The organism is Sphingobium chlorophenolicum (genome assembly GCF_000722875.1).
Lineage (GTDB): Bacteria > Pseudomonadota > Alphaproteobacteria > Sphingomonadales > Sphingomonadaceae > Sphingobium > Sphingobium chlorophenolicum.
In genome coordinates this window covers 1-24,908 of the sequence record NZ_JFHR01000039.1, presented here as the reverse complement: position 1 = coordinate 24,908, position 24,908 = coordinate 1, and the positions used below count along the sequence as shown (strand labels likewise).

The following is a 24,908-nucleotide window of genomic DNA, read 5'->3' as shown; positions in this document are numbered from 1 at the left end:
CCGGACCACAGCATATGGTGACTCGCTTCGCACCGAGCCCCACCGGTAGGTTGCATGTCGGACACGCTTGGTCGGCCTTGCTGGCCATGGACATGGCCCACGCCCGGGACGGCGCGTTCCGCCTGCGGATCGAGGATATAGACGGTACGCGCAGCAGGCCAGAACATTTGGCGGGGATCGTGGAGGATCTGCGCTGGCTGGGCGTCGCATGGGACGGCGACATCGTCTTCCAGTCGGCGCGACTGGACCATTATGAGGCGGCGCTGCGGCGGCTGGAGGCGATGGGATTGCTCTATCCCTGCTTCTGCACCCGCGCCGACATCATCGCCAGCACCGCCGCCCCACACGGCCCGGAAGGGCCCGTCTATCCAGGGACATGCCGGGGATTGGCCGATGGGGAACGGGCGCGCCGGATCGCGGCGGGGGAGCCCCATGCGTGGCGGATCGACATGGCGCAGGCGGCGGAGCGGACGGGGCCGCTGCGTTGGGACGCCCTGCCCTTTCCGGCCGAAGACGGCGCGCGGGCGCAGCCTGTCCAGGCAAGGCCCCTTCTGGCGGGCGATGTGGTGCTGGCGCGGAAGGACGCCCCGGCCAGCTATCATCTGTCCTGCACGCTGGACGATGCGGCGATGGGCGTGACCCATGTGCTGCGCGGCGACGACCTGCGCAGCGCGACGGATATCCACCGGCTGATCCAGGCGCTGCTCGGCCTGCCGTCCCCCGCCTATATCCATCATCCCCTGCTGCTGGGAGCGGACGGCAGGCGGCTGGCCAAGCGGGACGGGTCGATCGCGCTGGCCGACCTGCGGGCGGAGGGCGTCGACCCCCGGCAATTGGCGAGCGATCTGCGGCAAGCGCGCTTTCCGATTGGCATTTCGCTGGCGAGCGCCTAGATTCGCCCTATGAATATGCTGCTCGTCATCGCCCTGATCCTGGCCATGGGCGCCACCCTGTTCGCGCTGGTCCGGGGGATCGTCGCCTTCCTGCAAGCGACCAAGGAACAGTTGAACTCGCCCGAAGGCGGTCCCAGCCAGTCCAGCCTGAAGCAGAACCGGATGATGATGAACCGCATCCTGTTCCAGGCGGTGGCGGTGATCATCGTCGCCATATTGCTGCTGATGAAGGGCAACGGTTGAAGACGCCCCGTCCGTCATGGTGAAGCTCAACAAAATCTACACCCGCACCGGCGACGCGGGCACCACCGGCCTTGTCGACGGGTCGCGCCTGCCCAAACATGCCCCGCGCATACAGGCGGTGGGCGACGTCGATGAAGCGAACAGCGCCATCGGCCTTGCCATCGTGGCGATCGGCGATGCACCGGAAGCAGGCTGGCTGACCACCATCCAGAACGACCTGTTCGATCTGGGGGCGGACCTCGCCACGCCCGTGACCGATGCTGGCGACGAACCCTGGGCGCTGCGCATCGTCGCTTCCCAGGTCGAGCGGCTGGAGCGGCAGATCGACGCGATGAACGCCGATCTTTCGCCGCTGGACAGCTTCGTCCTGCCAGGCGGATCGCCCGCCGCCGCCGCCGTGCACCTCGCTCGCGCCGTCACCCGCCGCGCCGAACGCAGCGCGACCGCCGCCGCGGTCGAGGTGGCGATCAACCCGCAGGCATTGGCCTATCTCAACCGGCTGTCCGACCTGCTGTTCGTGATGGCCCGGCGGCTGAACGGCAATGGCGCGAACGATGTCAAATGGGTGCCGGGGGCGTCCCGCTAGCCTGTAGCGACATTCCATCCAACCGTTCGACTCACGGGCGGCACGGTTCGTCCATGCTGCGGGCATGAGCCACGCATTAACCCTTTTCCTTCACCTTCCTTTCACGCGTCGCGCCAATTTTGGCCCCCGATTTCAACGGCCAGGGTTCCGGGATGCAATTCTACCTCGCAACATCCTTCATCTTTCCCCGATCCCTGCGGTTCCGGCTCTTCGCGCTCTGCTTCGCCACCACCCATCTGCCGCTGCTGGGCTATATCGGCTGGGGGGTGGCGACGGGCCGGATCGCCTGGGCGGAGTTCATCGTCCTGACGCTGGCCACGATGGCGGGCGCGGCCGGGGCGCTGCTGGGCATCGGCGCCTTGCTGAACCCCATCCACGCGCTGGCGGATGCGCTGCACCCGGCGGAGGAGAAGGAACGCAAAAGGGCCGCCCCGACCCTGCCCGAAGCCAGCGACATCATCGCCAGGCTGTTTTCCGGTGTGCGCCGGGCCGCCACTGCCACGCAGGCGCAGATCGACGCGCTGAACGCCGCCGCGCATGAGGATGCGCTGACCGGCATCGCCAACCGCCGCGGTTTCCTGGCGCAGATCGACACGCTGCCGGTCGCCAGGCGGCGGGGCTGCATCGCGATCATCGACATCGATCATTTCAAGCAGGTCAACGATCAACTGGGCCATGATGCGGGCGACCGGCTGCTGGCCGATTTCGCTGCGCGCCTGTCTGCGCAGACCCGCCGCATCGATATCGTCGGGCGCTGGGGCGGAGAGGAATTCGCCATATTCTACCAGGACGCGATAGAGGATGAGGCAAGCTGGTCACTGGCGCGCATCGCGGAACGGATGCGGCAGGAACCGGTCGGCGCGGTGCACGGCCAGCCGGTCACCTTCTCCGCGGGGCTTTGCGCCTGGCGCGGCGGGCCGGTGACGGATGCGATCGGCATGGCTGACGACGCGCTCTACCATGCCAAGCGATCCGGGCGCGACCGGATACAGCGGGCCGCAAGGCCCTCCGCCTCGGCCTATGGTTGAGGGGGTCTGGTCGCGTTCGGGATGTTTTGGATTGGCTATTAACGGACGTTAAATCCTCCCTACGCGCAGCGTGGGGAGGGGGACCGCCGCCGAAGGCGGTGGTGGAGGGGAAATTCGCAGGTCGCGCCTTTTCCCCTCCACCAGCTTTCGGCCATCGAAGAGAGTCACGCGCCTCTCTTCGACCCTCCCCATCTCTTGATGGGGAGGAACAGGATAGGTCCGCCCTCCATCCACAACCCGCCATTCCGCACCTTGCCCGGAAAGATAGGTTGCCCGACTGCAACAGGCCCCCAAAAAACATCCTATTTGCCCCACGGTCGGCATTCCGGCCTGTCCTATTCACCCCCGCAGCCTTACCGCGCATCCGTCTTTGAAAAGTCCGACCAAAAAACGCTTCGCACACGCGCGCCCAGGCACGCGCGCGCATACGGTGTGAACTTCGACGGAAAACAGCCGATTTTGCCCCACCCCGGCTAACAACGCTCCAATCCCATCCGGAACATATCCCCCCCTTCATGCGATTATTGCGGGAGAGCGGCACAACCGTATCGGAGGGGCATGCATGGCCAAAAGCCGAACAGCAAGCCGAACAGCACTGGGCCAGATCGACCTGATCGCCCGCTATCGGGAAGTCAGGGCGTTGAGCGAGGCGCTGGCCGCCCGGCTGTCCGACGCCGACGCGACCGTCCAGTCCATGCCCGACGCCTCCCCCGCCAAATGGCATCTGGCGCATGCAAGCTGGTTCTTCGAAACCTTCGTCCTGCGCGATCATGTGGCGGGATACCGGCCGTTCGATCCGCATTACGCCTATCTGTTCAACAGCTATTATGAGGCGGAGGGGCCGCGCCATGCCCGGCCGATGCGGGGCATGCTGACCCGTCCCGCGCTGAAGGAGATCCGCGCCTATCGCGCCCATGTCGACAAGGCGCTGGTCACCGCCCTGCCGATGCTGCCGCCCGAAGCGCAGGCGCTGGTGCTGTTGGGCCTGCACCATGAACAGCAGCATCAGGAACTGCTGTTGACCGACATGCAGCATCTGCTGTCGCTCAACCCGCTGGAACCCGCGCTGTTCGACGCGCCCAACGCGCTGCCCGCACCCGTGCCTGGACCCCTCCACTGGATAGAGGGGCGACAGGGGCTGGTGGAGATTGGCGACGACGGAAAAGGCGATTTCGCCTTCGACTGCGAAGCGCCGCGCCACAAGACGGTGCTGCATCCCCACGCGCTGGCCCACCGGCCGATCACCAATGGCGAATGGATCGCCTTCATCGAGGATGGCGGCTATGCGCAGGCCGGGCACTGGCTGTCGGACGGATGGGCCTGGGTGCAGGCGGAGGGGATAGAGGCGCCGCTTTACTGGCAGCGCGGCGAGAAGGGCTGGACGCGCTTCGGCCTGGACGGGCGCAGGCCGGTAAATCCCGCCGCGCCCGTCAGCCATATCAGCCTGTATGAGGCGGACGCCTATGCAAGCTGGGCGGGCGCCCGGCTGCCGACCGAGGCGGAGTGGGAAAGCGGCGCGCTCAATATCGCGCCGACCAGCGGCAACCAGTTGGACGACGCCGTCTGCCCCCGCCCCCGCGCTTCGGAGGGCGGTTCCACGCTAAGCCAGATGTATGGCGATGTCTGGGAATGGACCGGCAGCGCCTATCGCCCGCACCCCGGCTTTCGGGCGGCGGAAGGCGCGGTGGGCGAATATAATGGCAAGTTCATGGCGGGTCAGTTCGTGCTGAAAGGCGGCAGTTGCGCCACCCCGCGCGGCCATGTCCGGGCCAGTTACCGCAATTTCTTTTACCCTCATCAACGCTGGCAGTTCACCGGACTGCGGCTGGCGAAGGATTTGTGACGCGATGCTGCTGACCGAAGACGCCATGCTGCCGCCCCGCGCTCCCGACCCGGCCTTTCGGCGGGACATCATCGAAGGGCTGTCGCGCCACCCCAAGGCGACGCCGCCCATCTGGTTCTACGACCGGCGGGGATCGGAACTGTTCGAGGCGATCACCGACCTACCCGAATATTATCCGACGCGGACCGAAACCGCGCTGCTCGAGCGGCATGGCCCGGATTTCGCCGCTGCCGTCGGCGCGGGCCGGGCGGTGGTGGAATTTGGTGCGGGCAGTTCGCGCAAGACGCCGCATCTGCTGCGCGCCGTCGACCCTGCAGCCTATGTGCCGATCGACATCAGCGGCGATTTCCTTCGGGCGGCGAGCGCCGAATTGGCCTCGGCCTTTCCCGGCCTGCCCGTCCTGCCGGTGGTGGGCGATTTCAACGGCCCGCTGACCTTGCCCGCCGCCATCGACGGCCTGCCGCGCCTGGGCTTTTTCCCCGGATCGACGATCGGCAACATGGAACCCGACGCGGCGGTCGACCTGCTGCGGGCCATGCACCGGCTGCTGGGGGAAGGCTCCATGCTGCTGATCGGCATGGACAGGATCAAGGACCGCGACCGGCTGATCGCCGCCTATGACGACGCGGCGGGGGTGACGGCGGCGTTCAACCTCAACCTGATCCGGCGCATCAACCGGGAATTGGAGGGCGACCTCCCGCTGGACGGGTTCGTCCACCGCGCCGTCTGGAATGACGACAAGGCGCGGATTGAAATGCATCTGGAGGCGGTGCGGCCGCTGCATTTCCATGTCGCTGGCCAATGTTTCCGCATGGAGCGGGGGGAGACGATCCATACCGAGAGCAGCCACAAATATGGCGCGCGCGACGAAAGGCTGCTGCTGCGCGCAGGCGGGTGGGAGCCGCTACGCGAATGGAGCGACGGGGATGGGCTCTTCTCGCTCATCCTCGCAGGCACTTAATGTTAAAAGGGTGACGTGTTCCTGCGAAGGCAGGAACCCAGATCGGACTCAGGAACACACCGCAAATTAGACAGGAAAAAGCCTGGTTTTCAGTCCGTCACCTTGGCCGACCAGGTGGTGATCCAGTGCCAGGCGCCCCTGCATTCGCCCATGGCGCTGGCCTCCACCAGGCGGAAGCGCGTGCCGTCCCAGACATAGGATTCGCTGCCGCCGCAATCGCCTATCCCCCGCCCCTTGGCGTAGCTTTGCAGGTTGGACGTTTCCGCCGACCAGCTTGCATTGACCAGCAATGGACGGCCGTCATCCTCGCTCCAGCCCGGCTGATAGTCGAAGGCGGCGAAGCGGAAAGCCCGCCGTCCCGCAATGCCGGTGGCGATCACCGGGACGGCGGAGAAATTATAGGCTCCCGCGCCGCAGGGCACCAGCACCAGCGCCTCGGTCTTCGACAGGCGGTGCAGGTCGGGCGGCGAGGATGCATCCTTCATCTCATCGGCGCAGCCGGTGAACGCGCCGAGCTTCGTCAATTCCTCCCGCCAGAGCGCGGGCGGCGGCGCGCCTCCGGGAATGACGGCCCGCCGGATCGAAGGGGTGGCGGGCGCGGGGCGCACGGCGCTGAGCGCGAGCGGACCGGTCGCGACGAGCGCCGCCATCGTGCCCGCCCTGCCCTGCTTCGCGTCCATATAGCGCAGCGCCGCGGCGGACCCGGCCAGCGAGGGCCGGTCGATGGACTTGCCGTTGGCGCGGATTTCCATGCCGCCGCCCTTGGCCATGGCAATGGCCAGAGCGGACGCCTGCGGTCCCTGCACGCTGGCTTCGCCATCGACGCTTGCCGCGCTGGCGATCTTGCGGCCGTCGATCAGGAAATCCAGCGCCTCCCGCCCCCTGGCGTCGCGGCTGACCCAGATTTCGGGATAGGCGGCCGCGCCTGCATCCCGGCGGATGCCCAGCATGACCGGCGCGTCGGGCCAAGCGCCGCCCTCAGGCAGCAGCGACACGGCCTCGCACCGGCTGCGATTGTCGCAGCCGATGGTCCAGTCCTTATAGCTTGCCAGCGTCCCCGGCTTCGGCGCCTGCGCAAATGCAGGCGCCATTGCCATGGCTTGCAAGATGGACATCAGAGCGAATAAACCTTTGGCCGCCATATGTTAACCGTAGCCGATCCTGCCGGTCAGCGGTAGAACTTTCGTTATAGTCTCGCAACGATCAACGCAGGCTGAGCATCAAACCGGCCAGCGCCGCGCTCATGAGGTTGGCGAGGCTGCCCGCCACCAGTGCCTTCAATCCCAGCCGCGCGATGACCGGCCGCTGGTTGGGCGCGAGGTTGCCGGTGACGGCCATCTGGATCGCGATGGAACTGAAATTGGCGAAGCCGCACAGCGCGAAGGTGACGATGGCGACGGTGGCGGGCGACAGCGCGCCCTGCACTTGGCCCAGATTGATATAGGCGACGAACTCGTTCAGCACGACCTTCGTGCCGAACAGGCCGCCCGCCACCTGCGCCTCCGTCCAGGGGATGTTGAGCAGATACATGACCGGCGAGAAGAAATAGCCCAGCAATTGCTGGAAGCTGAGGCCGGGATAGCCGAACCAGCCGCCAATGCCGCCAAGGATGCCGTTCGCCAACGCCACCAGCGCGACGAAGGCCAGCACCATGGCGCCGACCGCGACGGCGAGCTTCACGCCGGTCTGCGCGCCCTGGGCGGCGGCCATGATGAGGTTGGCGGGCTTTTCCTCGTCATGGGTGGCCGGCGGCATCGGTTCGCCGGGCGTTCCACCCGGCAGCAGCGCGGCGGGGCCGGTATCGCCGATCCGGCTTTCGGGCAGGACGATGTCGGGATGATCGCCCAGGGGAAGTTCGGGTTCGCGTTCCGGCTCGTCGGGCATCATGATCTTCGCCATCAGCAGGCCGCCGGGCGCCGACATGAAACTGGCCGCCAGCAGATAGTCGATCTTGATCCCCATGGAGGCGTAGGCGGCGAGGATGGTGCCCGCGACGCCCGCCATGCCGCTGGTCATCACGGCGAAGAGTTGGGGCGGCGTGAGTCCGGCCAGATAGGGTCGGATGACGAGCGGGCTTTCGCTCTGGCCGACGAAGATGTTGGCGGCGGCGCAGAGGCTTTCCACCTTGGACACGCCCGTCACCTTCTCGATCGCGCCGCCGACCCAGCGGACGACCTGCTGCATGACGCCCAGATGGTAGAGGATCGACACCAGGCTGGCGAAGAAGATGATGACCGGCAACGCGGCGATGGCGAAGCTGGCTCCGCCGATCTCCGGTTTCGCGAGCGGGCCGAAGATGAAGTCCGTCCCCGCCTGCGCATAGCCGAGCAGGTTGGCGACGCCGCGGGACATGCCCGCGATCACCGAGCGCCCGGCGGGGACGTAGAGCACCAGCAACGCGATGCCCGCCTGCAACAGGAAAGCCGCGCCCACAACGCGCAGCCTGATGGCGCGACGGTTGGAGGACAGGGCGAAGGCAATCGCAAGGATCAGCGCGATACCGGCCAGACCGATGAGAAGATGCATGAAGAGCTTTCGCGGAAGAACGAACGGACGGGCGCGACTATAGAAAGCGCGCAGGAAGCATGCCAGCGGCTTGCGGCGGCGCGAATGCCTTCACGACTGTTCGGCCAGATCGATACAGCCTAACTGAAGATGTCGGACAGATTTTCCACTTCCTTGGGATCGGGTCCGAAGCGGTTGGGGCCCTTCGTCCCTTCCAGGCACATGAACACCAGGACGATGATTCCACCCACATAGGGCACGAAATTCAGCAGCCAGAACCAGCCGCTCTTGTCCTGATCGTGGAAACGGCGAACCTGCACCGCGAGCGACGGGATCAGCAGCCCCAGGGTGAGCAGGCCGAACAGCAGGAAGAAGGGGCCGGTAAATCTTGTCGATGCGGCTGCGGCCACCACGGCCGCCAATATCGCCGTGACCATCATCAGCAGAACATAGCCCAGCAGGAACATCCAATATTCCTTCCGTCTGGAGCGGCCCGAAAAGTCGGCATAGCGCTTCAGCGGCAAAAACATATATTCCATGATGACACCCCCTGTCGTCGGATGTGCCAAGGCTATGCCAGCCGATTATTATTGTCTTGTAAAAAATGCCGCCCCGTTGCCGGAGCGGCATTTTTATCCCGCGAAATTCGTGTCTTACGCGGCCTTGGCCCGGGACATGCGCTTGCGCTCGTTCGGGTCGAGATAGCGCTTGCGAAGGCGGATGTTCTTGGGCGTCACCTCAACCATTTCATCGTCGTCGATATAGGCGATGGCCTGTTCCAGCGTCATCTTCTTGGGCGGGGTCAGGCGGATGCTGTCGTCCTTGCCGCTGGCGCGGAAGTTGGTCAGCGCCTTCGACTTCATCGGGTTGACTTCCAGATCTTCCGGCTTTGCATTCTCACCGATGACCATGCCTTCGTAAAGCGCTTCGCCAACGCCCACGAACAGGATGCCGCGCTCTTCGAGCGGGCCAAGGGCATAGGCGACGGCTTCACCCGCGCCGTTGGAGATCAGCACGCCGTTCTTGCGGCCTTCGATCTTGCCCTTGTGGGGGCCATATTTCTCGAACAGACGGTTCATGATGCCGGTGCCGCGCGTGTCGGACAGGAATTCGCCATGATAACCGATCAGGCCGCGCGAAGGGGCGGAGAAGGTGATGCGGGTCTTGCCGCCGCCGGAGGGACGCATGTCGGTCATCTCGGCCTTGCGGATGTTCATCTTGTCGACAACCGTGCCGGAAAATTCATCGTCCACGTCGATCACGACGGTCTCGTAAGGCTCGGTCTTGTTGCCCGCCTCATCCTCCCCGAACAGCACGCGGGGGCGCGAAATGCCGAGTTCGAAGCCTTCGCGGCGCATCGTTTCGATCAGCACGCCAAGCTGGAGTTCGCCGCGGCCGGCGACTTCGAAACTGTCCTTGTCGGCCGATTCCGTCACCTTGATCGCGACGTTGCTTTCCGCTTCGCGCATCAGGCGGTCGCGGATCATGCGGCTCGTCACCTTGCTGCCTTCGCGGCCAGCCATGGGCGAGTCATTGACCGCAAAGCGCATCGACAGGGTCGGCGGATCGATCGGCTGCGCCTTGATCGCGGTGCTGACCGACGGGTCGGCAATGGTGTTCGCAACGGTCGCGACGGTCAGGCCAGCGAGCGAAATGATGTCGCCTGCCTTCGCCTCTTCCACCGGCACGCGGTCGAGACCACGGAAGGACAGGATCTTGGATGCACGGCCGGTTTCCAGCACATTGCCGTCGGCGTCGATGGCGTGGATCGGCTGGTTGACCTTCAGCGTGCCGCTATTGACGCGGCCGGTCAGGATGCGGCCCAGGAAGTTGTCGCGATCGAGCAGCGTCACCAGGAAGCTGAACGGCGCGTCGACGTCCAGCGCCGGGGGCGGCACATGGTCGACGATCTTCTGGAACAGCGGCTCCAGCGTGCCGGAACGCAGGCTGGGGTCTTCATTGGCATAGCCGTTGCGGCCCGAAGCGTAGAGGACCGGGAAGTCGAGCTGCTCGTCATTCGCTTCCAGCGTCACGAACAGGTCGAACACTTCGTCCAGCACTTCCTGGATGCGCTCGTCCGGGCGATCGACCTTGTTGACGACAACGATGGGGCGCAAACCGAGGGCAAGGGCCTTGCCGGTCACGAACTTGGTCTGCGGCATCGCGCCTTCCGACGAATCGACCAGCAGGATCACGCCGTCGACCATGGACAGGATGCGCTCCACCTCTCCGCCGAAGTCGGCGTGGCCTGGCGTGTCGACGATGTTGATGCGGGTGCCGTTCCATTCGACCGAAGTGGGCTTCGCCAGGATGGTGATGCCGCGTTCCTTTTCCAGGTCGTTCGAGTCCATCGCGCGTTCCTCGACGCGCTGATTGTCGCGGAAGGTGCCGGACTGACGGAAAAGCTGGTCGACAAGCGTGGTCTTGCCATGGTCGACGTGCGCGATGATCGCGATATTACGCAGGGACATGAATAGCCTTCGGGATTTACGGGTTTCCCGGCGGGCACCGCGCCTGTCCAGGATGTTTGCGCGCGCCCCTACAGGAAATGACGCGTTGCGGCAAGCTTTGCGGGCGGGCGGCAAGATTGCAATGATGGGGCCGCGCCTCTAGCTTGGAGGACAGGCTTGCAGCCGGACTGTTCTATATACATATAACAGTGCAAACCCTTGATCGCCCCTGGGAGATGACATGGCTTCGACCGCGCCGACCGCCACCGCTGACACGTTGAACCTGACCCCGCCCGATCCGGTGCCGCCGGTCGCGCCCGAAAAGGCGGCGGGGCTGGTGCCGCTGGACGATGACAAAAGATCGAAGCTGGACGAGAAGGTCGATGCCTTCATCGACGATCTGGTCGCGCAGGACGCCAATTCGCCGGAATTCGGCCAGCGGGTCGACCAGCTCACCAATATGGGGCGGAAGGAAATCGCCGAGGCGGCGGGGCACAGCAACCGCTTCCTGGACCGGCCGGTGCGGGCGATGGACAGCGACAATAAGGTCGGCGTCGATCTGGCGGAACTGCGCCGGACCATCGAGGATCTCGATCCGGGCAAGCGCGGCAGCCTGACCGCGCCGAAGAAGCTGTTCGGGCTGATCCCTTTCGGCAATCGGATGCGCGATTATTTCGACAGCTATAAGAGCGCGCAGAGCCATATCAATTCGATCCTGGGGTCGCTCGCCAGCGGCAAGGACGTGCTGATCAAGGACAATGCCGCCATCGATGTCGAGCGGCAGAATATGTGGCAGACCATGGGCCGTCTGGAGCAGATGATCCATATTTCCAAGACGCTGGACGCCCGGCTGGAGGCGAAGGCGCTGGAACTGGATTCGACCGACCCGGCCAAGGCCAAGGCGATCCGGGAGAGCGCGCTATTCTACATCCGCCAGCGCACGCAGGATTTGCTGACGCAGATGGCGGTGACCGTTCAGGGCTATCTGGCGCTCGATCTGGTCAAGAAGAATAATGTGGAACTGGTGAAGGGCGTGGACCGGGCCAGCACCACCACGGTAGCCGCGTTGCGCACAGCCGTGACCGTGGCGCAGGCGCTGGTGGGGCAGAAGCTGGTGCTGGAGCAGATCACCGCGCTGAACTCGACGACCGCGAACATGATCGATTCGACCGGCGAGATGCTGAAGAGCCAGACCGCGCAGATTCACGAACAGGCCGCGTCCAGCCCCATTCCCATCGAGACGTTGCAGCGCGCCTTCCAGAATATCTACGACACCATGGACAATATCGACACGTTCAAGCTGAAGGCGTTGGAGAATATGAAGACGACGGTGAACACGCTGTCGAACGAGGTGGAGAAGTCCAAGGGCTATATCGCCCGCGCCGAAGGACAGGCTCAGGCCGCGAGCCAGGCTCGCATCGACAATCCCCTGTTGAGTTCGATCGAGGCGTGAGGATGAATATTTCCCGGCCTCCGTTCGATGTGGGAGCGGTGTAGCCATGAACCGTTCCGACCGGGTGCTGGCCGATGCGGAGGCGGTGCTGCGCCGCCATAGCGAGCGCGGGCGGAGCCTGTCGGCGCGGGCGCGGCAACGGCGCAACGCCGCGCTGATGCGGAAGGTCAAATATGCCTTCTGGGCGGTGGTTGCGGTCTTGGTCGCCAGCGCGGTGGCGGGCTTTGTCGTTCCGCTCGGCACGACCGGGGTGATGATCGCGCTGGGCGTCATGCTGGCGGCGGTGCTGTTGATCGCGGCGCTGCCCGGCGAACGGCGCGTCCGGACCGAGGCGCTGGCGGAAACCGCGCTGACCGCCCTACCGCTCCAGACTGAGATATGGCTGGAAAACCAGCGCAAAGCCCTGCCCGCCCCTGCCGTGACGCTGGTCGACAGCATCGGCGTCAAGCTGGAGACGCTGTCACCGCAACTGGAGCGGCTGGGCGAGCAGGAACCCGCCGCACAGGAAATCCGCAAATTGCTGGCCGATCATCTGCCCGAACTCGTCACCGGATACCGGTCCATCCCCGAACCCCTGCGGCGGGAGGAGCGCAATGGCCGCGTGCCGGAAAAGCAGTTGATCGAGGGACTCGGCGTCATCGACGCGGAAATTTCCCGGATGAGCGAAACGCTGGCGAGCGGCGATCGCGACAAGCTGGCCGTGCAGAACCGCTTTCTGGAACTGAAATATCAGGAGGCGAAGGAACTTGGCCAGGAATGACGCCTTCCTAAGGTCATGATCCATCTCACGCTGATCATCGTCGATTTCCTGACCGGCCTGCTGGCGGCCGGCGCCTGGGCGCTGGCAAGCGCCGGAGGAGCGATCGCGGCGTGCGTCGGCGGCGGATTGCTGGGCATGTCCTTCTTCCGGAAGTGGCGGCGGCGGAAGGGCTGAGGGAAAAGGAAGTTCAGGCGCCTTCGATCCACGCGTCCATCGCGTCCTGCGCCAAGGGCTGGTTGAACTGGATACCGAAACGCTTGCCGTTGGCCCAGATGACGCGGGCGCTCGCCTGCACGCCCAGCGCTTCGACGATGAGATAGGCGCCTGTCCCCGGCGGCGTTTCGCAATAGGCCAGCGCGCCCCAACAGGACAGGTCCAGAAAATGCGCCCTGGCGGCCGTGCCGCCGAAACGCAGCGCGACCGGCCCGAACATCTTGTGGCGCGGATCGAGCCGCCGTTCCCCGGCGGCGTCAATCAGGTCCGTCATATCCCGCCCCTCCCCCAAGGCATGAGAATCATGCTGGCCGCCCATTAACCATATTATGGGCGAAGGAAAGCATTTCAGGATGATAGGGGGTCAGGACCGCAAGGCGCAGGGTATGATGGAGGATGGTTCAGGGCGGGCCGCGATGCGTTTGAAGCGGGCGAAATAGCCGCCCGCCGTCGGCTTGGGCACCAGTTCCTCCAGCCGGAAACCCATGGCCGACAATTCGCAGGCCAGGAGGCGCGGCGGCGTGCCATGCTGGTCGGTCGGCCGGTCGGCGTCGACCACGATCAACTCGCCGCCGGGCTTGAGCGCGGGGCTGAGATTCCAGAGGAAGGCGTAAGGTTCGGCGATCTCATGATACATATGGACCATGAGGATGCGGTCGAAGCTGTTGTCCGGCAGCCGGGGATTTTCCGGCGCGCCCAGGCGGACGCTGACATTGCGCCAATCCTCGCGGGTGATGCGGCGGGACAGCGCCTCTATCACCTCCGGCATGATGTCTTCGGCCAGCACGCGGCCATTGTCCCCCACCCTCTTCGCGAGGCGGACGGTGTAATAGCCCTCGCCCGCGCCGATGTCCGCCACTGTCATGCCGGCGCGGATGCCGGCGCGGTCCATAATGTCTTCGGCCTCGTTCACCCGGTCGCGCGCCTCCTCGCTCGACCAGCGGGTGGAGACGATGGGCGCCACCGGCCGGTCGGCGCGGGGGAAGGCGCGGGCGGCGGCCGGGCGGTCGCCATTATTGTCCGACGAAAACGGGCCGCAGCCCGCCAGCAGGAGCAAGCATCCTGCCATCGCCGGGACTTTCATCAGTCGACATCCTCCACATCGACCTTCTCGCCCGTCACCTTCTGCGACAGGGCGGCGGCCATGAAGGGGTCGAGCGCGCCGTCCAGCACGTCGTCGGGCGAGGTGGAGGTGACGCCGGTGCGCAGATCCTTCACCAACTGATAGGGCTGGAGGACGTAGGAGCGGATCTGGTGCCCCCAGCCGATCTCCGTCTTGGCCTGATATTCGCCCGAAGCGGCTTCTTCGCGGCGGCGCAGTTCGGCTTCGTAGAGGCGCGCCTTCAGCATGTTCATGGCGGTGGCGCGGTTCTTGTGCTGCGACCGGTCATTCTGCGACGCGACGATGATGCCCGACGGGACGTGGGTGATGCGGACGGCGGAGTCGGTGGTGTTGACGTGCTGGCCGCCCGCGCCGGATGCGCGGTAGGTGTCGATCTTGAGGTCGCTTTCATTGACCTCAATCTCGATATTGTCGTCGATCACCGGATAGACCCAGACGGACGAGAAGCTGGTGTGGCGCCGCGCCGAACTGTCATAGGGGCTGATGCGGACCAGGCGGTGCACACCGCTTTCGGTCTTGGCATAGCCATAGGCGTTCTCGCCCTTGAACAGGAAGGTGGCGGACTTGATGCCCGCCTGGTCGCCCGCCTGATAGTCGACCAGTTCCACCTTGTAGCCGCGCCGTTCGGCCCAGCGGCGGTACATGCGGCTGAGCATTTCCGCCCAGTCCTGGCTTTCCGTGCCGCCCGCGCCCGCATGGATTTCCAGATAGGTGTCGCTGGCGTCCGCTTCGCCCGCCAGCAGCGCCTTGATCTTGTCCTCGTCCGCTCGGTCGGCCAGGGCCTTTAGCGAGGCGATGGCTTCGTTCACCATATCCTCGTCACCTTCCGCATCGGCCATTTCGATGAGTTCGGCGGTGTCGGTCTTCTCGCTGTCGATGGCGCGGGTCGCGCCGATCGCGGCGTCGAGCCGGGTGCGTTCGCGCATCACCTCCTGTGCCTGGCGTTGATTGTCCCAGAGCGTCGGGTCTTCGACGCGGGCGTTCAGCTCGTCGAGGCGGCGAAGGGCGCGGTCCCAGTCGAGGAAGCGGCGCAGCAGGTCCAGCGCGGCGTCGATGCGGTCGATATATTGCTGCGCTTCGGCGCGCATGGGTGGTCTCCAGAATGTCGGGGCGCCTGGCCCTCAGGAGAGGCAAACGCATCAAGTGCCTGCCCCTATCCGAGGGCGGGGGATTTGGGAAGATTCAATCCTTGCGCGGCCTGTGGAGAAAGATTGGCGGAAAATGGCGGATTTACGTCGAAGTTCACACCGTATGCGCGCGCGTGCCTGGGCGCGCGTATGCGAAGCGGGTTTTTATCGGCCGTTTCAAAGAGGGATGCGGGGTAGAATGGTGGGCGGGGAATAGGACAGGCTGAAATGACGCCTGTTGGAAGAATAGGATGTTTTTGGGGGAAGCTGTTGCTGGTGAGCCACCTATTCTGAGTTGGGAAAGGGCCATGAGTGGACATCGATTCCTCCCCATCGGGAGATGGGGAGGGTCGAAGAGAGGCACGTGACTCTCTTCGACGCGCGAAGCGTGGTGGAGGGGAATGGGGCACAACCTGCGTATTTCCCCTCCACCACTCGCTCCGCGAGCGGTTCCCCTCCCCGCGCTGCGCGCAGGGAGGAATAGGATAGGTCGGGTTTCCCCTCAACCGCTGGTTAGTAAATGCCGCCCTGATCCCTCAGGAAGTCGCTGTCGGTGCGCTGGCGGCGTTGGACCGTCGCTTCGATGTTGGCGGCCGCCTTGTCTTGCGCGGCCACCTCTTCCTTGCGGATCGAGCGGCGGGGTTCGGATTCGGGCTTGAACGCTTCCCAGATCACGGCGGGCTTGGGTTCGTCGGTCGGCCAGACGCCGTAGACGCGCTTGCCCGACCGGCGGTCGATGGTGACCATGCGGATGCCTGCGGGCGCGATGAAGGGCGTCTTGGGCATGGTTTCCAGAACCGGCGCCATCGCCGCCTTCCAGATCGGCGCGGCGACGCGGCCGCCCTGCGCCCAGCCGCCGAGACTGCGGGGCTGGTCATAGCCGATATAGACGCCCGCCACGATGTCGGGCGATCCGCCGACGAACCAGACATTGGTCGGGCCATTGGTCGTGCCGGTCTTTCCGAACAGCGGGCGTTTCAGATCCGCCAGCACCGTGGCGGTGCCGCGCTGGATCACGCCTTCGGCAATGTGCACGACCTGATAGGCGGTCATCGGGTTCATCACCTGCCGCCCCTCGAAACCGAAGCGGGGCATGGGCTTTCCGTCCCAATTGGCCATGTTGCAGCCGTCGCAGGCGCGCCAGCGCTGCGGCCAGATCACCTTGCCGCGCCGGTCCTGCACATAGTCCATCAGCTTGGGGCTGAGCTGCCGCCCCTGATTGGCGAGCATGGCGTAGGCGTTCACCATCCGCTCCACCGTGGTTTCGCCCGCGCCCAGCGCGAAGGAGAGATAGGGCTGATAATCGCCGATCCCCATCGCCTTGATGGTGCGCACGACGCGGTCCATGCCGGTCTGGCTGGCGGCGCGCACGGTCATCAGGTTGCGCGACTGTTCGACGCCCCAGCGCATGGTCTGCGGCCCCGCGCTGCCGCCGGTGAAGTTGCGGAAGCATTTCTGGCCGAGGCCCGCGCCCTGATAAACGCAGAGCGGCCCGTCGACGATGATCGACGCCGGGGTCATGCCATTGTCCAGCGCGGCGGCGTAGACGAAGGGCTTGATGGTCGAGCCGGGCTGGCGCATCGCCTGGGTGGCGCGGTTGTAGGAGGACAGGCGGTTGTCGAAGCCGCCCTGCATGGCGCGGACGCGACCGCTATGGGTTTCCTCCACCACCATGCCGCCGGACACTTCGGGGACGTTGCGCAGCGCCCATGAAGAACCGTTGCGGGCGACGACGATCAGGTCGCCGGGCTTCATCGCGGAAAAGGCTGGGCCGCCGCTCTTGCGATAGGGCAGTTGCGCCGCGTCGGCAGGCAGCGTGGCGGTCGATCCGTCGGAAAAGCCGATCTGCGCGGCGGAGGAATCACGGCTGACGATCACGGCGACGCGCCATCCGGCATAGTCGACATCGATATAGCTGGCCGCCAGTTCGCGCTGCCAGCCGCGATCCATGTCGATCTTGCCGATGGGGCCGGACCAGCCCTTGCCCGCGTCGAAACGCAGCAGGCCGTTGCGCAGGGCGGTGGTCGTCAGATCCTGCATCTTCGGGTCATAGGGGCTGCGCACCCAGAGGCCGCCCGCATAGACGCTGTTGGGACCGTCCTCCGCCTTTTCGCCGAACTGCTGGATCAGGCGGCGGCGAACCTCCTCCATATAATAGCCGCCTGCGCGGGCGTCGAAGCTGGAGCCGTGAGCCGCCACGGTGCCGAGCGGCTGGGCCTGCGCCTCATCGCGCTGGGCCTTGGTGATCCAGCCGTTCTTGTACATTTCGCCCAGCGCCCAGTTGCGGCGTTCCAGGGCGCGCTCATGACCGGTGGGGCTTTCCGGGCGGTAATTGGCCGGACCCTTGGGCAGGATCGCCAGATAGGCCATTTCGTGCAGCTTGAGGTCGCCCACATCCTTGTCGAAATAGGCGCGGGCCGCCGCCTGCACCCCGTAAGCGTTGCGGCCGAGGAATATCTGGTTGAGGTAGAGTTCGAGTATCTGCTGCTTGGTCAGCACCCCTTCCATGCGGTAGGCGAGGATCATCTCCTTCACCTTGCGGGTCGGGGAATATTCGTCGCCGATCAGCAGGTTCTTCGCCACCTGCTGCGTGATGGTGGAGCCGCCGCGCGCGCGCTGGCCCGATCCGATCTTGGTCGCATAGTCGAACACCGCACCGAAGAAACCGGGAATGTCGACGCCATGATGTTCGAAGAAGGTCTTGTCCTCCGCCGACAGATAGGCGCGGATCAGGAGCGGCGGATAGTCGCTATACTGGAGCTGCACGCGGCGTTCGCGGGCGTAGCTGTGCACCGGCTGGCCGTTGGTGTCGCGCACGATGGTGGGCAGCGGCGGTTCATAGTTGAGCAGCGTCGCCGCGTCGGGCAGGCCCCGCGCGAAGATCAGCCAGAAGAGCGCATAGGCGAGCACAAGGCCGCCGAAACCGAGCGCGATCCAGCGGAACCAGCGCTTGTCCCAATGCGGCTGGAGACGTTCGCGCAAGCCACCCGCGCCCTGGCGAAGGCGCTGAACGAAGGACGATGCGGCGTTTTTGGGGCGAGCCTCTTCCATGATGGTCGTGGCTGTACGGTCAAAATGCGGGAAGCGCCAGAGTGGATTGGCCATTGTCGGGATGGGTTGCGTTGAGCCTAATCGCCGCCGCCTGCCGCGAGTTTGCGGGCGAAATGCACCTCGATGGCGCGGGCGACGCCCCTGGCGATGTTCGCCTGGCCCTGTTTCGACGCCAGGAACGCCGCGTCGGCGCTGTTGGAGACATAGCCGGTCTCGAACAGAACCGACGGCGTGTCCGGGGCCTTCAGCACCATCAGGGAGGCAAAGCGGTGCGACGTGCCGCGGAACGGGACATAGGTTGCCGCCTCGCGCTGAAGCAGCCGGGCGAAACCGACCGAAATGTCCATCGATTCCCGCTGCGTCAGGTCGATCAGGATCGAGGACACGTCGCTCGACTGCCCGCCGAGGTTGACGCCGTTCAGAACGTCCGCCTTGTTCTCCCTTGCGGCCAGGCGGGCGGCTTCGCGGTCGGAGGCGGTTTCGGACAGGGTATAGACGGTCGCGCCCCGCGCTTCTTCATTATCCGCCGAATCGGCGTGGATGGAGATGAACAGGTCTGCGTTCAGCTTCCGGGCGACGCCGTAGCGTTCCTGGAGCACCAGGAAACGGTCGTCGTCGCGGGTCAGCGCGACGCGTACGCGGCCTGACTGCACCAGTCGGTCGCGGATCGCCCGCGCTATGGCGAGCGTCACGTCCTTCTCCCGCTCGCCATTTTCGCGATTGATCGCGCCGGGATCATGACCGCCATGGCCGGCGTCGATCACCACCAGCGGGCGGGAGGCGTCACGCGGGCCCTCCACCGGGGGCAGCGACAGGCCGCGCGCCACGGGCGGGATCGGCACGGTGATGCTGTGCAGGCGCCTGGCCGGGCGCGGCGCCATGTGCGCGGGCGCGCCGAAGCGCGGGCCGGGCCGGTCGCCATCGAGCATGGCGGCGGAGGCGGGCGCGCCTGAAAAGAGCATGCTTGCGAGCGCAAGGCCGTGGAACATGCGCCGCTTGTGCAACGCGCCGCCCATGGCCGTCCAGCGCAATTTCATGACGCCTTCCGCAGCCCCTTCCCTGTCGAATGAAGCATTGCCGCCCGTTTCCGTCGAAATAACAAGGTTAACCTTATCTTTACCATGTTTGCGATAGACCGCACGACGAAGTTCCGCCGGAAGCGCAGGCCGCGAAACAATATTTCGAGGGGCCGTTGCTCCCTGCCATTTTGACTGCTAACCATTCACATTCCTGGAAGGCGCGCCATATTAGGCGGCAGTCCTTTCGGGGATAATCACGATGGCATCGGCGGACGGCGACGTCCGGCACGGATGCACGAACAGGTTGACGCTGCATGAGGCATGATTTCCAATCCACGCTGGCCCCGGTTCCGGGCGATGCGGCGTGGTTGGCGGTGTCCGGCACATGGTCCGGCCCTGCCCCGGCAGCAGACGCGCAATTTTCCCTTCAAAACCGGACGATGCAGCAACTCGCGCCGTCCCCCTACTATCGCGTGGCAGCCCGGCCCAGCGCCGCTGGCCGCCATCGCCGGAGAACAATGAATGACAATGCGTATGCTGATCGATGCGCGCCACCGGGAAGAAACCCGGGTCGCGGTCGTCAAAGGTAACCGGATCGAGGAATTCGACTTCGAATCGGCCGAGCACAAGCAGCTCAAGGGCAATATCTATCTCGCCAAGGTCACCCGCGTGGAGCCGTCGCTCCAGGCGGCCTTCGTGGATTATGGCGGCAACCGCCACGGCTTCCTTGCTTTCAGCGAAATCCATCCCGATTATTATCAGATTCCTCGCGAGGACCGCGAGGCATTGTTGCGCGAAGAGCGCGAGCATGCCGAGGAAGAGGCCGCGCTGCGCGCCGACTATGACGATGACGATCATGCCGATGCGGGCGACGGCGGTCTGGAAGTCGTCGAGGCCACCCATCATCATGACGATGAGGAGCATGGCGAGGAAGCGGCCGAAAACGGCAATGGCGGGGACAATGGCAGGGGCCGCGGCCGTCGCGGCAAGGGCGACGAGGCCGCCGACGAACTGCGCCGCAAGCGCATGGCGCTGCGCCGCCGCTACAAGATTCAGGACGTCATCAAGCGCCGCCAGGTGCTGCTGGTCCAGGTCGTCAAGGAAGAGCGCGGCAACAAGGGCGCGGCGCTGACCACTTACCTGTCGCTGGCGGGCCGTTATTGCGTGCTGATGCCGAACACGTCGCATGGCGGCGGGATTTCGCGCAAGATTTCGAACGCCGCCGACCGCAAGCGGTTGAAGTCGATCATCGCGGAGATGGCGCTGCCCTCCACCATGGGCTGCATCGTCCGCACCGCCGGGCTTCAGCGCACCAAGCCGGAGATCAAGCGCGACTTCGACTATCTGGCGCGGCTGTGGGACGAAATCCGCGAAAAGACGCTGAAATCCGATGCCCCGGCGCTGATCCACAATGACAGCGACCTCATCAAACGGGCGATCCGCGATATCTACAACAAGGATATCGAGGAAGTCATCGTCGAGGGCGAATATGGCTATAAGGCGGCCAAGGACTTCATGAAGCTGCTGATGCCCAGCCATGCGCGCCGGGTGAAGCAATATGCCGACGCGGTGTCGCTGTTCCAGCGCGCCAGCGTAGAGGATCAGCTTGCGGCGATGTACAATCCCGTCGTGCAGTTGAAGTCCGGCGGCTATCTGGTCATCAACCCGACCGAGGCTTTGGTGTCGATCGACATCAACTCCGGCCGGTCGACCCGCGAACATGGGATCGAGCAGACCGCCGTCGCCACCAATCTGGAAGCGGCGCGGGAAATTGCGCGCCAGTTGCGCCTGCGCGACATGGCGGGCCTGGTCGTCATCGACTTTATCGACATGGAGATGAACTCCAACATCCGCAAGGTCGAGAAGGCGATGAAGGATGCGCTGAAGGACGATCGCGCCCGTATTCAGGTCGGCCGGATTTCGGGCTTCGGCCTGATGGAAATGAGCCGCCAGCGGCTGCGCACCGGCGTGCTGGAAGCGTCGACCCGCCAGTGCCCGCATTGCGAGGGTACGGGCCTTGTCCGCACCGCTTCGTCGGCGGGTCTGGGCGCGCTGCGCATGCTGGAAGAGGAAGCGGCGCGTGGTCGCGGCAGCCTGATCACGCTGCGGGCGAGCCAGGAGGCGGCCTTCTACGTGCTCAACAACAAGCGCCACGAGCTGGATGAGATCGAGCAGCGCTATGGCGTTCGCATCGCGATCCTGCCCGATGGCGAGATTGAGGGCGCGCGCATGTCGGTCGAGGCCAGCGGGCCGCGTCCGGAGCGGGTGGTCGACTATACGCCGATCGTCGAGGAAGAGGACGATCTCGATATTGTCGAGGAACTGGACGAGGAAGAAGTCGAGGAAGTCGAAGCCGCCCATGAGGAGCGCGGCGAGCGGGGCGAGGATCGCGAAGGCGGTCGCCGTCGCCGCCGTCGCCGTCGCCGCCGGGGCGGCCAGCGCGACGAGCATCATGGAGAGGCTGCGGCCGAGGGTGAAGCTGTCGACGATGCGGAGGCTTCCGATGAGGAGGCTGAGGCCAAAGGCGAGGCCGCGCCGGTCGAGGCCGCTGGCGAGGGTGAAGGCGAAGGCCGTCGCCGGGGCCGGCGCGGTCGTCGGGGTGGCCGCCGCCGCCGCGAGGGCGGTGAAGAGGGCGTGAGCGAAGGCTCCGTCGCGAGCGAGGAAGCGGTGGAAGCCGTCGAGGCCGAAGCGGTCGCGCCTGAGCCGGTGGCGGAAGCGGCCCCCGAAGCGTCCGCCGAGGAGGAAGCGCCCAAGACCCGCCGCCGCCCACGGGCCCGCAAGGCGAAGGAAGCCGCCGCTCCTGCCGCCGAAGCGGCGGAGGCTGTGGTGAAAGCTCCGGCTGAAGCCGCGCCGGAAGCGCCGGTGGCCGAGGAAGCCCCTGCCAAGCCTAAGCGGACGCGCCGTAAGAAGCCTGCCCTGAGCGAAGTCGAAGGGACCGAGGAAGCCGCCGCCGTTGAAGTCGCGCCGGTTGCCGAAGAGGCCGCCGCCAAGCCCAAGCGGACACGCCGCAAGAAGCCTGCCCTGAGCGAAGTCGAAGGGGCCGAGCCGGTGGTCGAGGAAGCTGTCGCTGTCGAGGCCGTTCCGGCTGTCGAAGCGCCTGCCGCTGAAACGGCGGAGGCAATCACGGTGGATGGCGAAGCTGAAACGGCCGAGGAAGGTGAAGACGGCACGCCCCGTCGTGGCTGGTGGCAGCGCACTTTCGGGCAGTAACGGCAAGCCCGGTTAAGGGAAGAAAGCGCCGCTGTCTGGTCGGTTCAACGATCAGACAGCGGCGCTTTTCTTTTCAGGCGGGGATTGGAAATTTGCCGGCGACCGATGTCGAGGGCGATAGGGTTGGAGCGGTACGCGGAGGAATCAGGACGGGGTGGAGTGGTATTCCAAATCCTCCTCATCGGGAGATGGGAAGGATCGAAGGCTGGTGGAGGGGAAAGGGGGCACGACCTGCGTATTTCCCCTCCACCATGCTTCGCATGGTCCCCCTCCCCACGCTGCGCGTAGGGAGGATTGGTGTTCCTCACTGGCCAGCAGAAGTTGCTGCTCCTCAAGGTCGCCAGGGTCGTTCGCGAAACCATTTGGTGACGACATATTTCGTGCCCTGCTCCACCGGGCGAGCGGCGTGGAGGCTGGAGCCGTTGGGCGATCCGTCCCGGTCCATATTGTTCCAGATCAGCAGCATGCCCTCAACCGGGGGCACCATGAATTCACAATGGGGGAAATGCGTCTCCCCGCCCGCCTCGACCGGCGAGAGATAGATCATCGCCGTCCAGCTTCGCTGCCCACCGCTTTTCAGCATCGCGGGCCAGTAATTGGCCGTCACCGGGAAATAGTCCCAATGCGGCTTATATTCCTGCCCCGGATGATAGCGCTGCCCTTGCAGGGTTTCACCATGATCGGCGGCGATGCCCGTCAGCGCGCAGATCCGGTCGCTGACCGCGCTGACCAGTGGATCCCAGGGGCTGAGGTTGCAACTCGCGCTGGTGCGGTAATCGGCGTTGGCGCTGCCGGAAAACAGGGTGGAGGGTTGCGCCCCCGCATCGATCAGGTCGCGCAGTCCCGCGCATTCCTGCGCGCTCAGAAATTCCTGCCGTCCATAGATTTCCAGATGCGGCGCATCGATCCGGCTGACCATCGGATTGCGGTCCAGCCGCGCCCGCACCGCATCGCCGATCCGCGCCCTGGCAATAGAGGCGATGCCGCCATCGTCAACAAATTCGCTCATGCCGCCCCAATGCCACTGCGCGGCATGCCCGCGCAAATGAAAAGGGCCCGGCACGCATGACGCCGGGCCCAGTTTTTGGTGGTCGCATCGTCAACGATGCGTCCGGTTCCTGAAGGCCAGTCCAGGAGATTGATCTTCCGGCGTTACCAGAAGAAATCGTGGATCACGTCGACCACATAGCCGTCGCGAATGTCGACCAGCAGCGCATCGTCATAGTAGCGGACCCAGCGCAGCGTGCCGTAAGCGGGCGGCAGGCGGTAGGAATAGGGATCGTCGATCCAGTAGCTGTTCGAATAGAGCAGGCTGTTCAGGAATATCCCGACGCTGAACCGCGAATAGCCATAGCTCCATCCCCGCGGCGCATAATAGCGTCCGATCCGGTAGCGGTCGCCATAGCGCGCACGATAGCTGTTCCAGTCATAGCGCCGGTCGTTGCGCCAGCTATTGTCCCAACGCCGCTGTCCTTCCCAGCGGGTGCGGTCGTCGAAACGCCGTCCGTTGTTCCAGTTGTTGCCGCTCCAGCCGCGCCGGTCTCCATTGTCCCAGCGCCGGTCGTTGTCGCGCCGATCATTGTCGCGCCTGTCATTGTCACGGCGGTTGTCCTGCCAGACCGGACGATTGTCGTCGCGGCGGCCGTTCCAGTTGCGATCGTTGCGATTATCGTCGCGCACGCTTGTCTCGAAGCGCCGTTCATTCCGGTTCCAGCGGGTCACCGTCGCCGCACCGCGCTGTTCGGGGCGAGCGTCATTGCCGCGCCATTGCGGTTGGGCCTGGGCCGGAGCCTGAGGCGTCGGCGCCGGACGTTCCGCCTGCCTTTGTTGCCAGCGTTGCGCCTGACCGTTGCCCTGGCCCCCGCGTCCGCCGTCGGGCCGCGCCGACCGCTCGCCGCCGCGCCCGCGCCAGCCATTGTCGTCGCCCCGCTGGGCGTAGGCCGGGGCGATCCCGCCCAGGACCGTCGCGGTCATCAAGCCCGCCAGCATCATTTTCCTCAACATGCCGTTCGCCTTCATCTTCGCGGGGCCTCTTGCCCCTCATATCCCTCTTTTAGGAGTGGGGCGATGTCGTGAGGCTGAACCCGTCTGTCAGCGATTTGAAAGAATCGGGAGGGCGCGGCCTGCGCCTGATTGACAGCCGCTCGCGGAAGCAGGAAAAGAACAAACCAGGAACATATGGCATGACCGAGTCGGTACGGACCCTTATCGCCTTGAAAAGGCATATCGCATCGCTGGAGACTGTTCCAGCCTCCCGGCCCCATGCGCGGATGAGGACGGGTCATGCCGCGCTGGACGCGGCTCTGGACGGCGGTCTGGCGCGGGGGCGGGTTCATGAATTTTTCGGCGCGGCGGAAGAGGAAGGGGCCTGCGCGGGACTGGGGCTGATCCTGGCGCGGCTGGCGGCGGGGGAAGCGCCCCTGCTGTGGCTGCGGACGGCGGC

21 protein-coding genes and 1 pseudogene are annotated in these 24,908 nt (G+C 65.3%); 11 read left to right on the top strand and 11 right to left on the bottom strand.

Features of this window, described 5'->3' with window-relative positions; all coding sequences use genetic code 11:
* Positions 1–14 precede the first annotated feature (14 nt).
* From gluQRS to egtD, 6 genes are all read left to right on the top strand, one after another.
* Positions 15–893 carry a tRNA glutamyl-Q(34) synthetase GluQRS gene (gene gluQRS / locus BV95_RS15425; RefSeq protein ID WP_051749810.1) on the top strand — a complete coding sequence of 293 codons (879 nt, stop codon included), beginning with the start codon at positions 15–17 and terminating at the stop codon, positions 891–893.
* A gap of 9 nt (positions 894–902) precedes the next feature.
* Positions 903–1,136: a twin transmembrane helix small protein gene (locus BV95_RS15420; protein WP_013846020.1), complete on the top strand. Its 234-nt coding sequence runs from the start codon at positions 903–905 to the stop codon at positions 1,134–1,136.
* Positions 1,137–1,152: 16 nt separating this feature from the next.
* Entirely contained in the window at positions 1,153–1,722 is a 570-nt protein-coding gene (locus tag BV95_RS15415; protein WP_037453806.1) for a cob(I)yrinic acid a,c-diamide adenosyltransferase, read from the top strand.
* 152 nt (positions 1,723–1,874) lie between these two features.
* Positions 1,875–2,750, top strand: a complete 876-nt coding sequence (locus BV95_RS15410) for a GGDEF domain-containing protein (RefSeq protein WP_037453803.1) — start codon at positions 1,875–1,877, stop codon at positions 2,748–2,750.
* A 562-nt stretch (positions 2,751–3,312) separates the two neighbouring features.
* Positions 3,313–4,593 (top strand): ergothioneine biosynthesis protein EgtB, encoded by a 1,281-nt coding sequence (gene egtB / locus BV95_RS15405; RefSeq protein ID WP_051749809.1) that lies wholly within the window; start codon positions 3,313–3,315, stop codon positions 4,591–4,593.
* A gap of 4 nt (positions 4,594–4,597) precedes the next feature.
* Positions 4,598–5,554, top strand: coding sequence for an L-histidine N(alpha)-methyltransferase (gene egtD / locus BV95_RS15400; protein ID WP_051749808.1), 957 nt, complete (start codon positions 4,598–4,600; stop codon positions 5,552–5,554).
* Between the two features lie 89 nt (positions 5,555–5,643).
* Here egtD and BV95_RS15395 read toward each other — a convergent pair whose 3' ends face one another.
* The 4 genes from BV95_RS15395 to typA form a co-directional block, all read right to left on the bottom strand.
* Positions 5,644–6,645: a DUF1176 domain-containing protein gene (locus BV95_RS15395; protein ID WP_420806758.1), complete on the bottom strand. Its 1,002-nt coding sequence runs from the start codon at positions 6,643–6,645 to the stop codon at positions 5,644–5,646.
* Positions 6,646–6,757: 112 nt separating this feature from the next.
* Entirely contained in the window at positions 6,758–8,080 is a 1,323-nt protein-coding gene (locus tag BV95_RS15390) for a NupC/NupG family nucleoside CNT transporter (RefSeq protein WP_037453796.1), read from the bottom strand.
* A 119-nt stretch (positions 8,081–8,199) separates the two neighbouring features.
* Positions 8,200–8,598, bottom strand: a complete 399-nt coding sequence (locus tag BV95_RS15385) for a DUF805 domain-containing protein (protein WP_037453793.1) — start codon at positions 8,596–8,598, stop codon at positions 8,200–8,202.
* A gap of 114 nt (positions 8,599–8,712) precedes the next feature.
* Positions 8,713–10,530, bottom strand: coding sequence for a translational GTPase TypA (typA, locus tag BV95_RS15380; RefSeq protein WP_037453790.1), 1,818 nt, complete (start codon positions 10,528–10,530; stop codon positions 8,713–8,715).
* 220 nt (positions 10,531–10,750) lie between these two features.
* On the opposite strand from typA, the gene BV95_RS15375 reads away from it, so the two are divergent.
* The 3 genes from BV95_RS15375 to BV95_RS24375 are packed head-to-tail and all read left to right on the top strand — an operon-like array spanning position 10,751 to position 12,896.
* Complete coding sequence (locus BV95_RS15375) at positions 10,751–11,962, top strand: toxic anion resistance protein (RefSeq protein WP_037453787.1); 1,212 nt, start codon at positions 10,751–10,753, stop codon at positions 11,960–11,962.
* Between the two features lie 46 nt (positions 11,963–12,008).
* On the top strand, positions 12,009–12,722 hold the full coding sequence (locus BV95_RS15370) for a hypothetical protein (RefSeq protein WP_037453784.1): 714 nt from the start codon (positions 12,009–12,011) through the stop codon (positions 12,720–12,722).
* Between the two features lie 15 nt (positions 12,723–12,737).
* Positions 12,738–12,896, top strand: a complete 159-nt coding sequence (locus BV95_RS24375; protein WP_013846009.1) for a hypothetical protein — start codon at positions 12,738–12,740, stop codon at positions 12,894–12,896.
* 13 nt (positions 12,897–12,909) lie between these two features.
* Here the strand turns inward: BV95_RS24375 and BV95_RS15365 are convergent, their stop codons facing one another.
* The 5 genes from BV95_RS15365 to BV95_RS15345 all read right to left on the bottom strand — a co-directional run bounded on the left by BV95_RS15365 (position 12,910) and on the right by BV95_RS15345 (position 19,273).
* Positions 12,910–13,209, bottom strand: a complete 300-nt coding sequence (locus tag BV95_RS15365; RefSeq protein WP_037453863.1) for a PilZ domain-containing protein — start codon at positions 13,207–13,209, stop codon at positions 12,910–12,912.
* Between the two features lie 90 nt (positions 13,210–13,299).
* The gene (locus tag BV95_RS15360; protein ID WP_420806757.1) at positions 13,300–14,004 is read right to left on the bottom strand and encodes a class I SAM-dependent methyltransferase; all 705 of its coding nucleotides are present in this window, start codon (positions 14,002–14,004) and stop codon (positions 13,300–13,302) included.
* 14 nt (positions 14,005–14,018) lie between these two features.
* On the bottom strand, positions 14,019–15,146 hold the full coding sequence (gene prfB / locus BV95_RS15355) for a peptide chain release factor 2 (protein ID WP_037453778.1): 1,128 nt from the start codon (positions 15,144–15,146) through the stop codon (positions 14,019–14,021).
* Between the two features lie 552 nt (positions 15,147–15,698).
* Positions 15,699–18,236, bottom strand: a complete 2,538-nt coding sequence (locus BV95_RS15350; RefSeq protein WP_037453860.1) for a penicillin-binding protein 1A — start codon at positions 18,234–18,236, stop codon at positions 15,699–15,701.
* Positions 18,237–18,313: 77 nt separating this feature from the next.
* A complete protein-coding gene (locus BV95_RS15345) occupies positions 18,314–19,273 on the bottom strand; it encodes an N-acetylmuramoyl-L-alanine amidase family protein (RefSeq protein WP_037453775.1) in 960 nt (319 codons plus the stop codon).
* Between the two features lie 504 nt (positions 19,274–19,777).
* Here BV95_RS15345 and BV95_RS15340 point away from each other — a divergent pair.
* Positions 19,778–22,465 carry an Rne/Rng family ribonuclease gene (locus BV95_RS15340; protein ID WP_218016624.1) on the top strand — a complete coding sequence of 896 codons (2,688 nt, stop codon included), beginning with the start codon at positions 19,778–19,780 and terminating at the stop codon, positions 22,463–22,465.
* Positions 22,466–22,796: 331 nt separating this feature from the next.
* On the opposite strand, the gene BV95_RS15335 is transcribed toward BV95_RS15340, so the two are convergent.
* Together BV95_RS15335 and BV95_RS15330 are read right to left on the bottom strand one after the other, a co-directional pair.
* Positions 22,797–23,474, bottom strand: coding sequence for a prolyl hydroxylase family protein (locus tag BV95_RS15335; RefSeq protein ID WP_037453769.1), 678 nt, complete (start codon positions 23,472–23,474; stop codon positions 22,797–22,799).
* A 143-nt stretch (positions 23,475–23,617) separates the two neighbouring features.
* Positions 23,618–24,454: an RcnB family protein gene (locus BV95_RS15330; protein ID WP_081873404.1), complete on the bottom strand. Its 837-nt coding sequence runs from the start codon at positions 24,452–24,454 to the stop codon at positions 23,618–23,620.
* A gap of 194 nt (positions 24,455–24,648) precedes the next feature.
* Between BV95_RS15330 and BV95_RS15325 the strand changes: the two are divergent.
* Positions 24,649–24,908: pseudogene (locus BV95_RS15325) on the top strand (ImuA family protein); the annotation flags it as partial.

What these genes read in the sequence shown, in the direction of transcription:
- gluQRS (WP_051749810.1), top strand. Translation starts at nt 15, where the DNA reads ATGGTGACTCGCTTCGCACCGAGCCCCACCGGTAGGTTGCATGTCGGA.
- BV95_RS15420 (WP_013846020.1), top strand. Translation starts at nt 903, where the DNA reads ATGAATATGCTGCTCGTCATCGCCCTGATCCTGGCCATGGGCGCCACC.
- BV95_RS15415 (WP_037453806.1), top strand. Translation starts at nt 1,153, where the DNA reads ATGGTGAAGCTCAACAAAATCTACACCCGCACCGGCGACGCGGGCACC.
- BV95_RS15410 (WP_037453803.1), top strand. Translation starts at nt 1,875, where the DNA reads ATGCAATTCTACCTCGCAACATCCTTCATCTTTCCCCGATCCCTGCGG.
- egtB (WP_051749809.1), top strand. Translation starts at nt 3,313, where the DNA reads ATGGCCAAAAGCCGAACAGCAAGCCGAACAGCACTGGGCCAGATCGAC.
- egtD (WP_051749808.1), top strand. Translation starts at nt 4,598, where the DNA reads ATGCTGCTGACCGAAGACGCCATGCTGCCGCCCCGCGCTCCCGACCCG.
- BV95_RS15395 (WP_420806758.1), bottom strand. Translation starts at nt 6,645, where the DNA reads ATGGCGCCTGCATTTGCGCAGGCGCCGAAGCCGGGGACGCTGGCAAGC.
- BV95_RS15390 (WP_037453796.1), bottom strand. Translation starts at nt 8,080, where the DNA reads ATGCATCTTCTCATCGGTCTGGCCGGTATCGCGCTGATCCTTGCGATT.
- BV95_RS15385 (WP_037453793.1), bottom strand. Translation starts at nt 8,598, where the DNA reads ATGGAATATATGTTTTTGCCGCTGAAGCGCTATGCCGACTTTTCGGGC.
- typA (WP_037453790.1), bottom strand. Translation starts at nt 10,530, where the DNA reads ATGTCCCTGCGTAATATCGCGATCATCGCGCACGTCGACCATGGCAAG.
- BV95_RS15375 (WP_037453787.1), top strand. Translation starts at nt 10,751, where the DNA reads ATGGCTTCGACCGCGCCGACCGCCACCGCTGACACGTTGAACCTGACC.
- BV95_RS15370 (WP_037453784.1), top strand. Translation starts at nt 12,009, where the DNA reads ATGAACCGTTCCGACCGGGTGCTGGCCGATGCGGAGGCGGTGCTGCGC.
- BV95_RS24375 (WP_013846009.1), top strand. Translation starts at nt 12,738, where the DNA reads ATGATCCATCTCACGCTGATCATCGTCGATTTCCTGACCGGCCTGCTG.
- BV95_RS15365 (WP_037453863.1), bottom strand. Translation starts at nt 13,209, where the DNA reads ATGACGGACCTGATTGACGCCGCCGGGGAACGGCGGCTCGATCCGCGC.
- BV95_RS15360 (WP_420806757.1), bottom strand. Translation starts at nt 14,004, where the DNA reads ATGGCAGGATGCTTGCTCCTGCTGGCGGGCTGCGGCCCGTTTTCGTCG.
- prfB (WP_037453778.1), bottom strand. Translation starts at nt 15,146, where the DNA reads ATGCGCGCCGAAGCGCAGCAATATATCGACCGCATCGACGCCGCGCTG.
- BV95_RS15350 (WP_037453860.1), bottom strand. Translation starts at nt 18,236, where the DNA reads ATGGAAGAGGCTCGCCCCAAAAACGCCGCATCGTCCTTCGTTCAGCGC.
- BV95_RS15345 (WP_037453775.1), bottom strand. Translation starts at nt 19,273, where the DNA reads ATGAAATTGCGCTGGACGGCCATGGGCGGCGCGTTGCACAAGCGGCGC.
- BV95_RS15340 (WP_218016624.1), top strand. Translation starts at nt 19,778, where the DNA reads ATGACAATGCGTATGCTGATCGATGCGCGCCACCGGGAAGAAACCCGG.
- BV95_RS15335 (WP_037453769.1), bottom strand. Translation starts at nt 23,474, where the DNA reads ATGAGCGAATTTGTTGACGATGGCGGCATCGCCTCTATTGCCAGGGCG.
- BV95_RS15330 (WP_081873404.1), bottom strand. Translation starts at nt 24,454, where the DNA reads ATGCTGGCGGGCTTGATGACCGCGACGGTCCTGGGCGGGATCGCCCCG.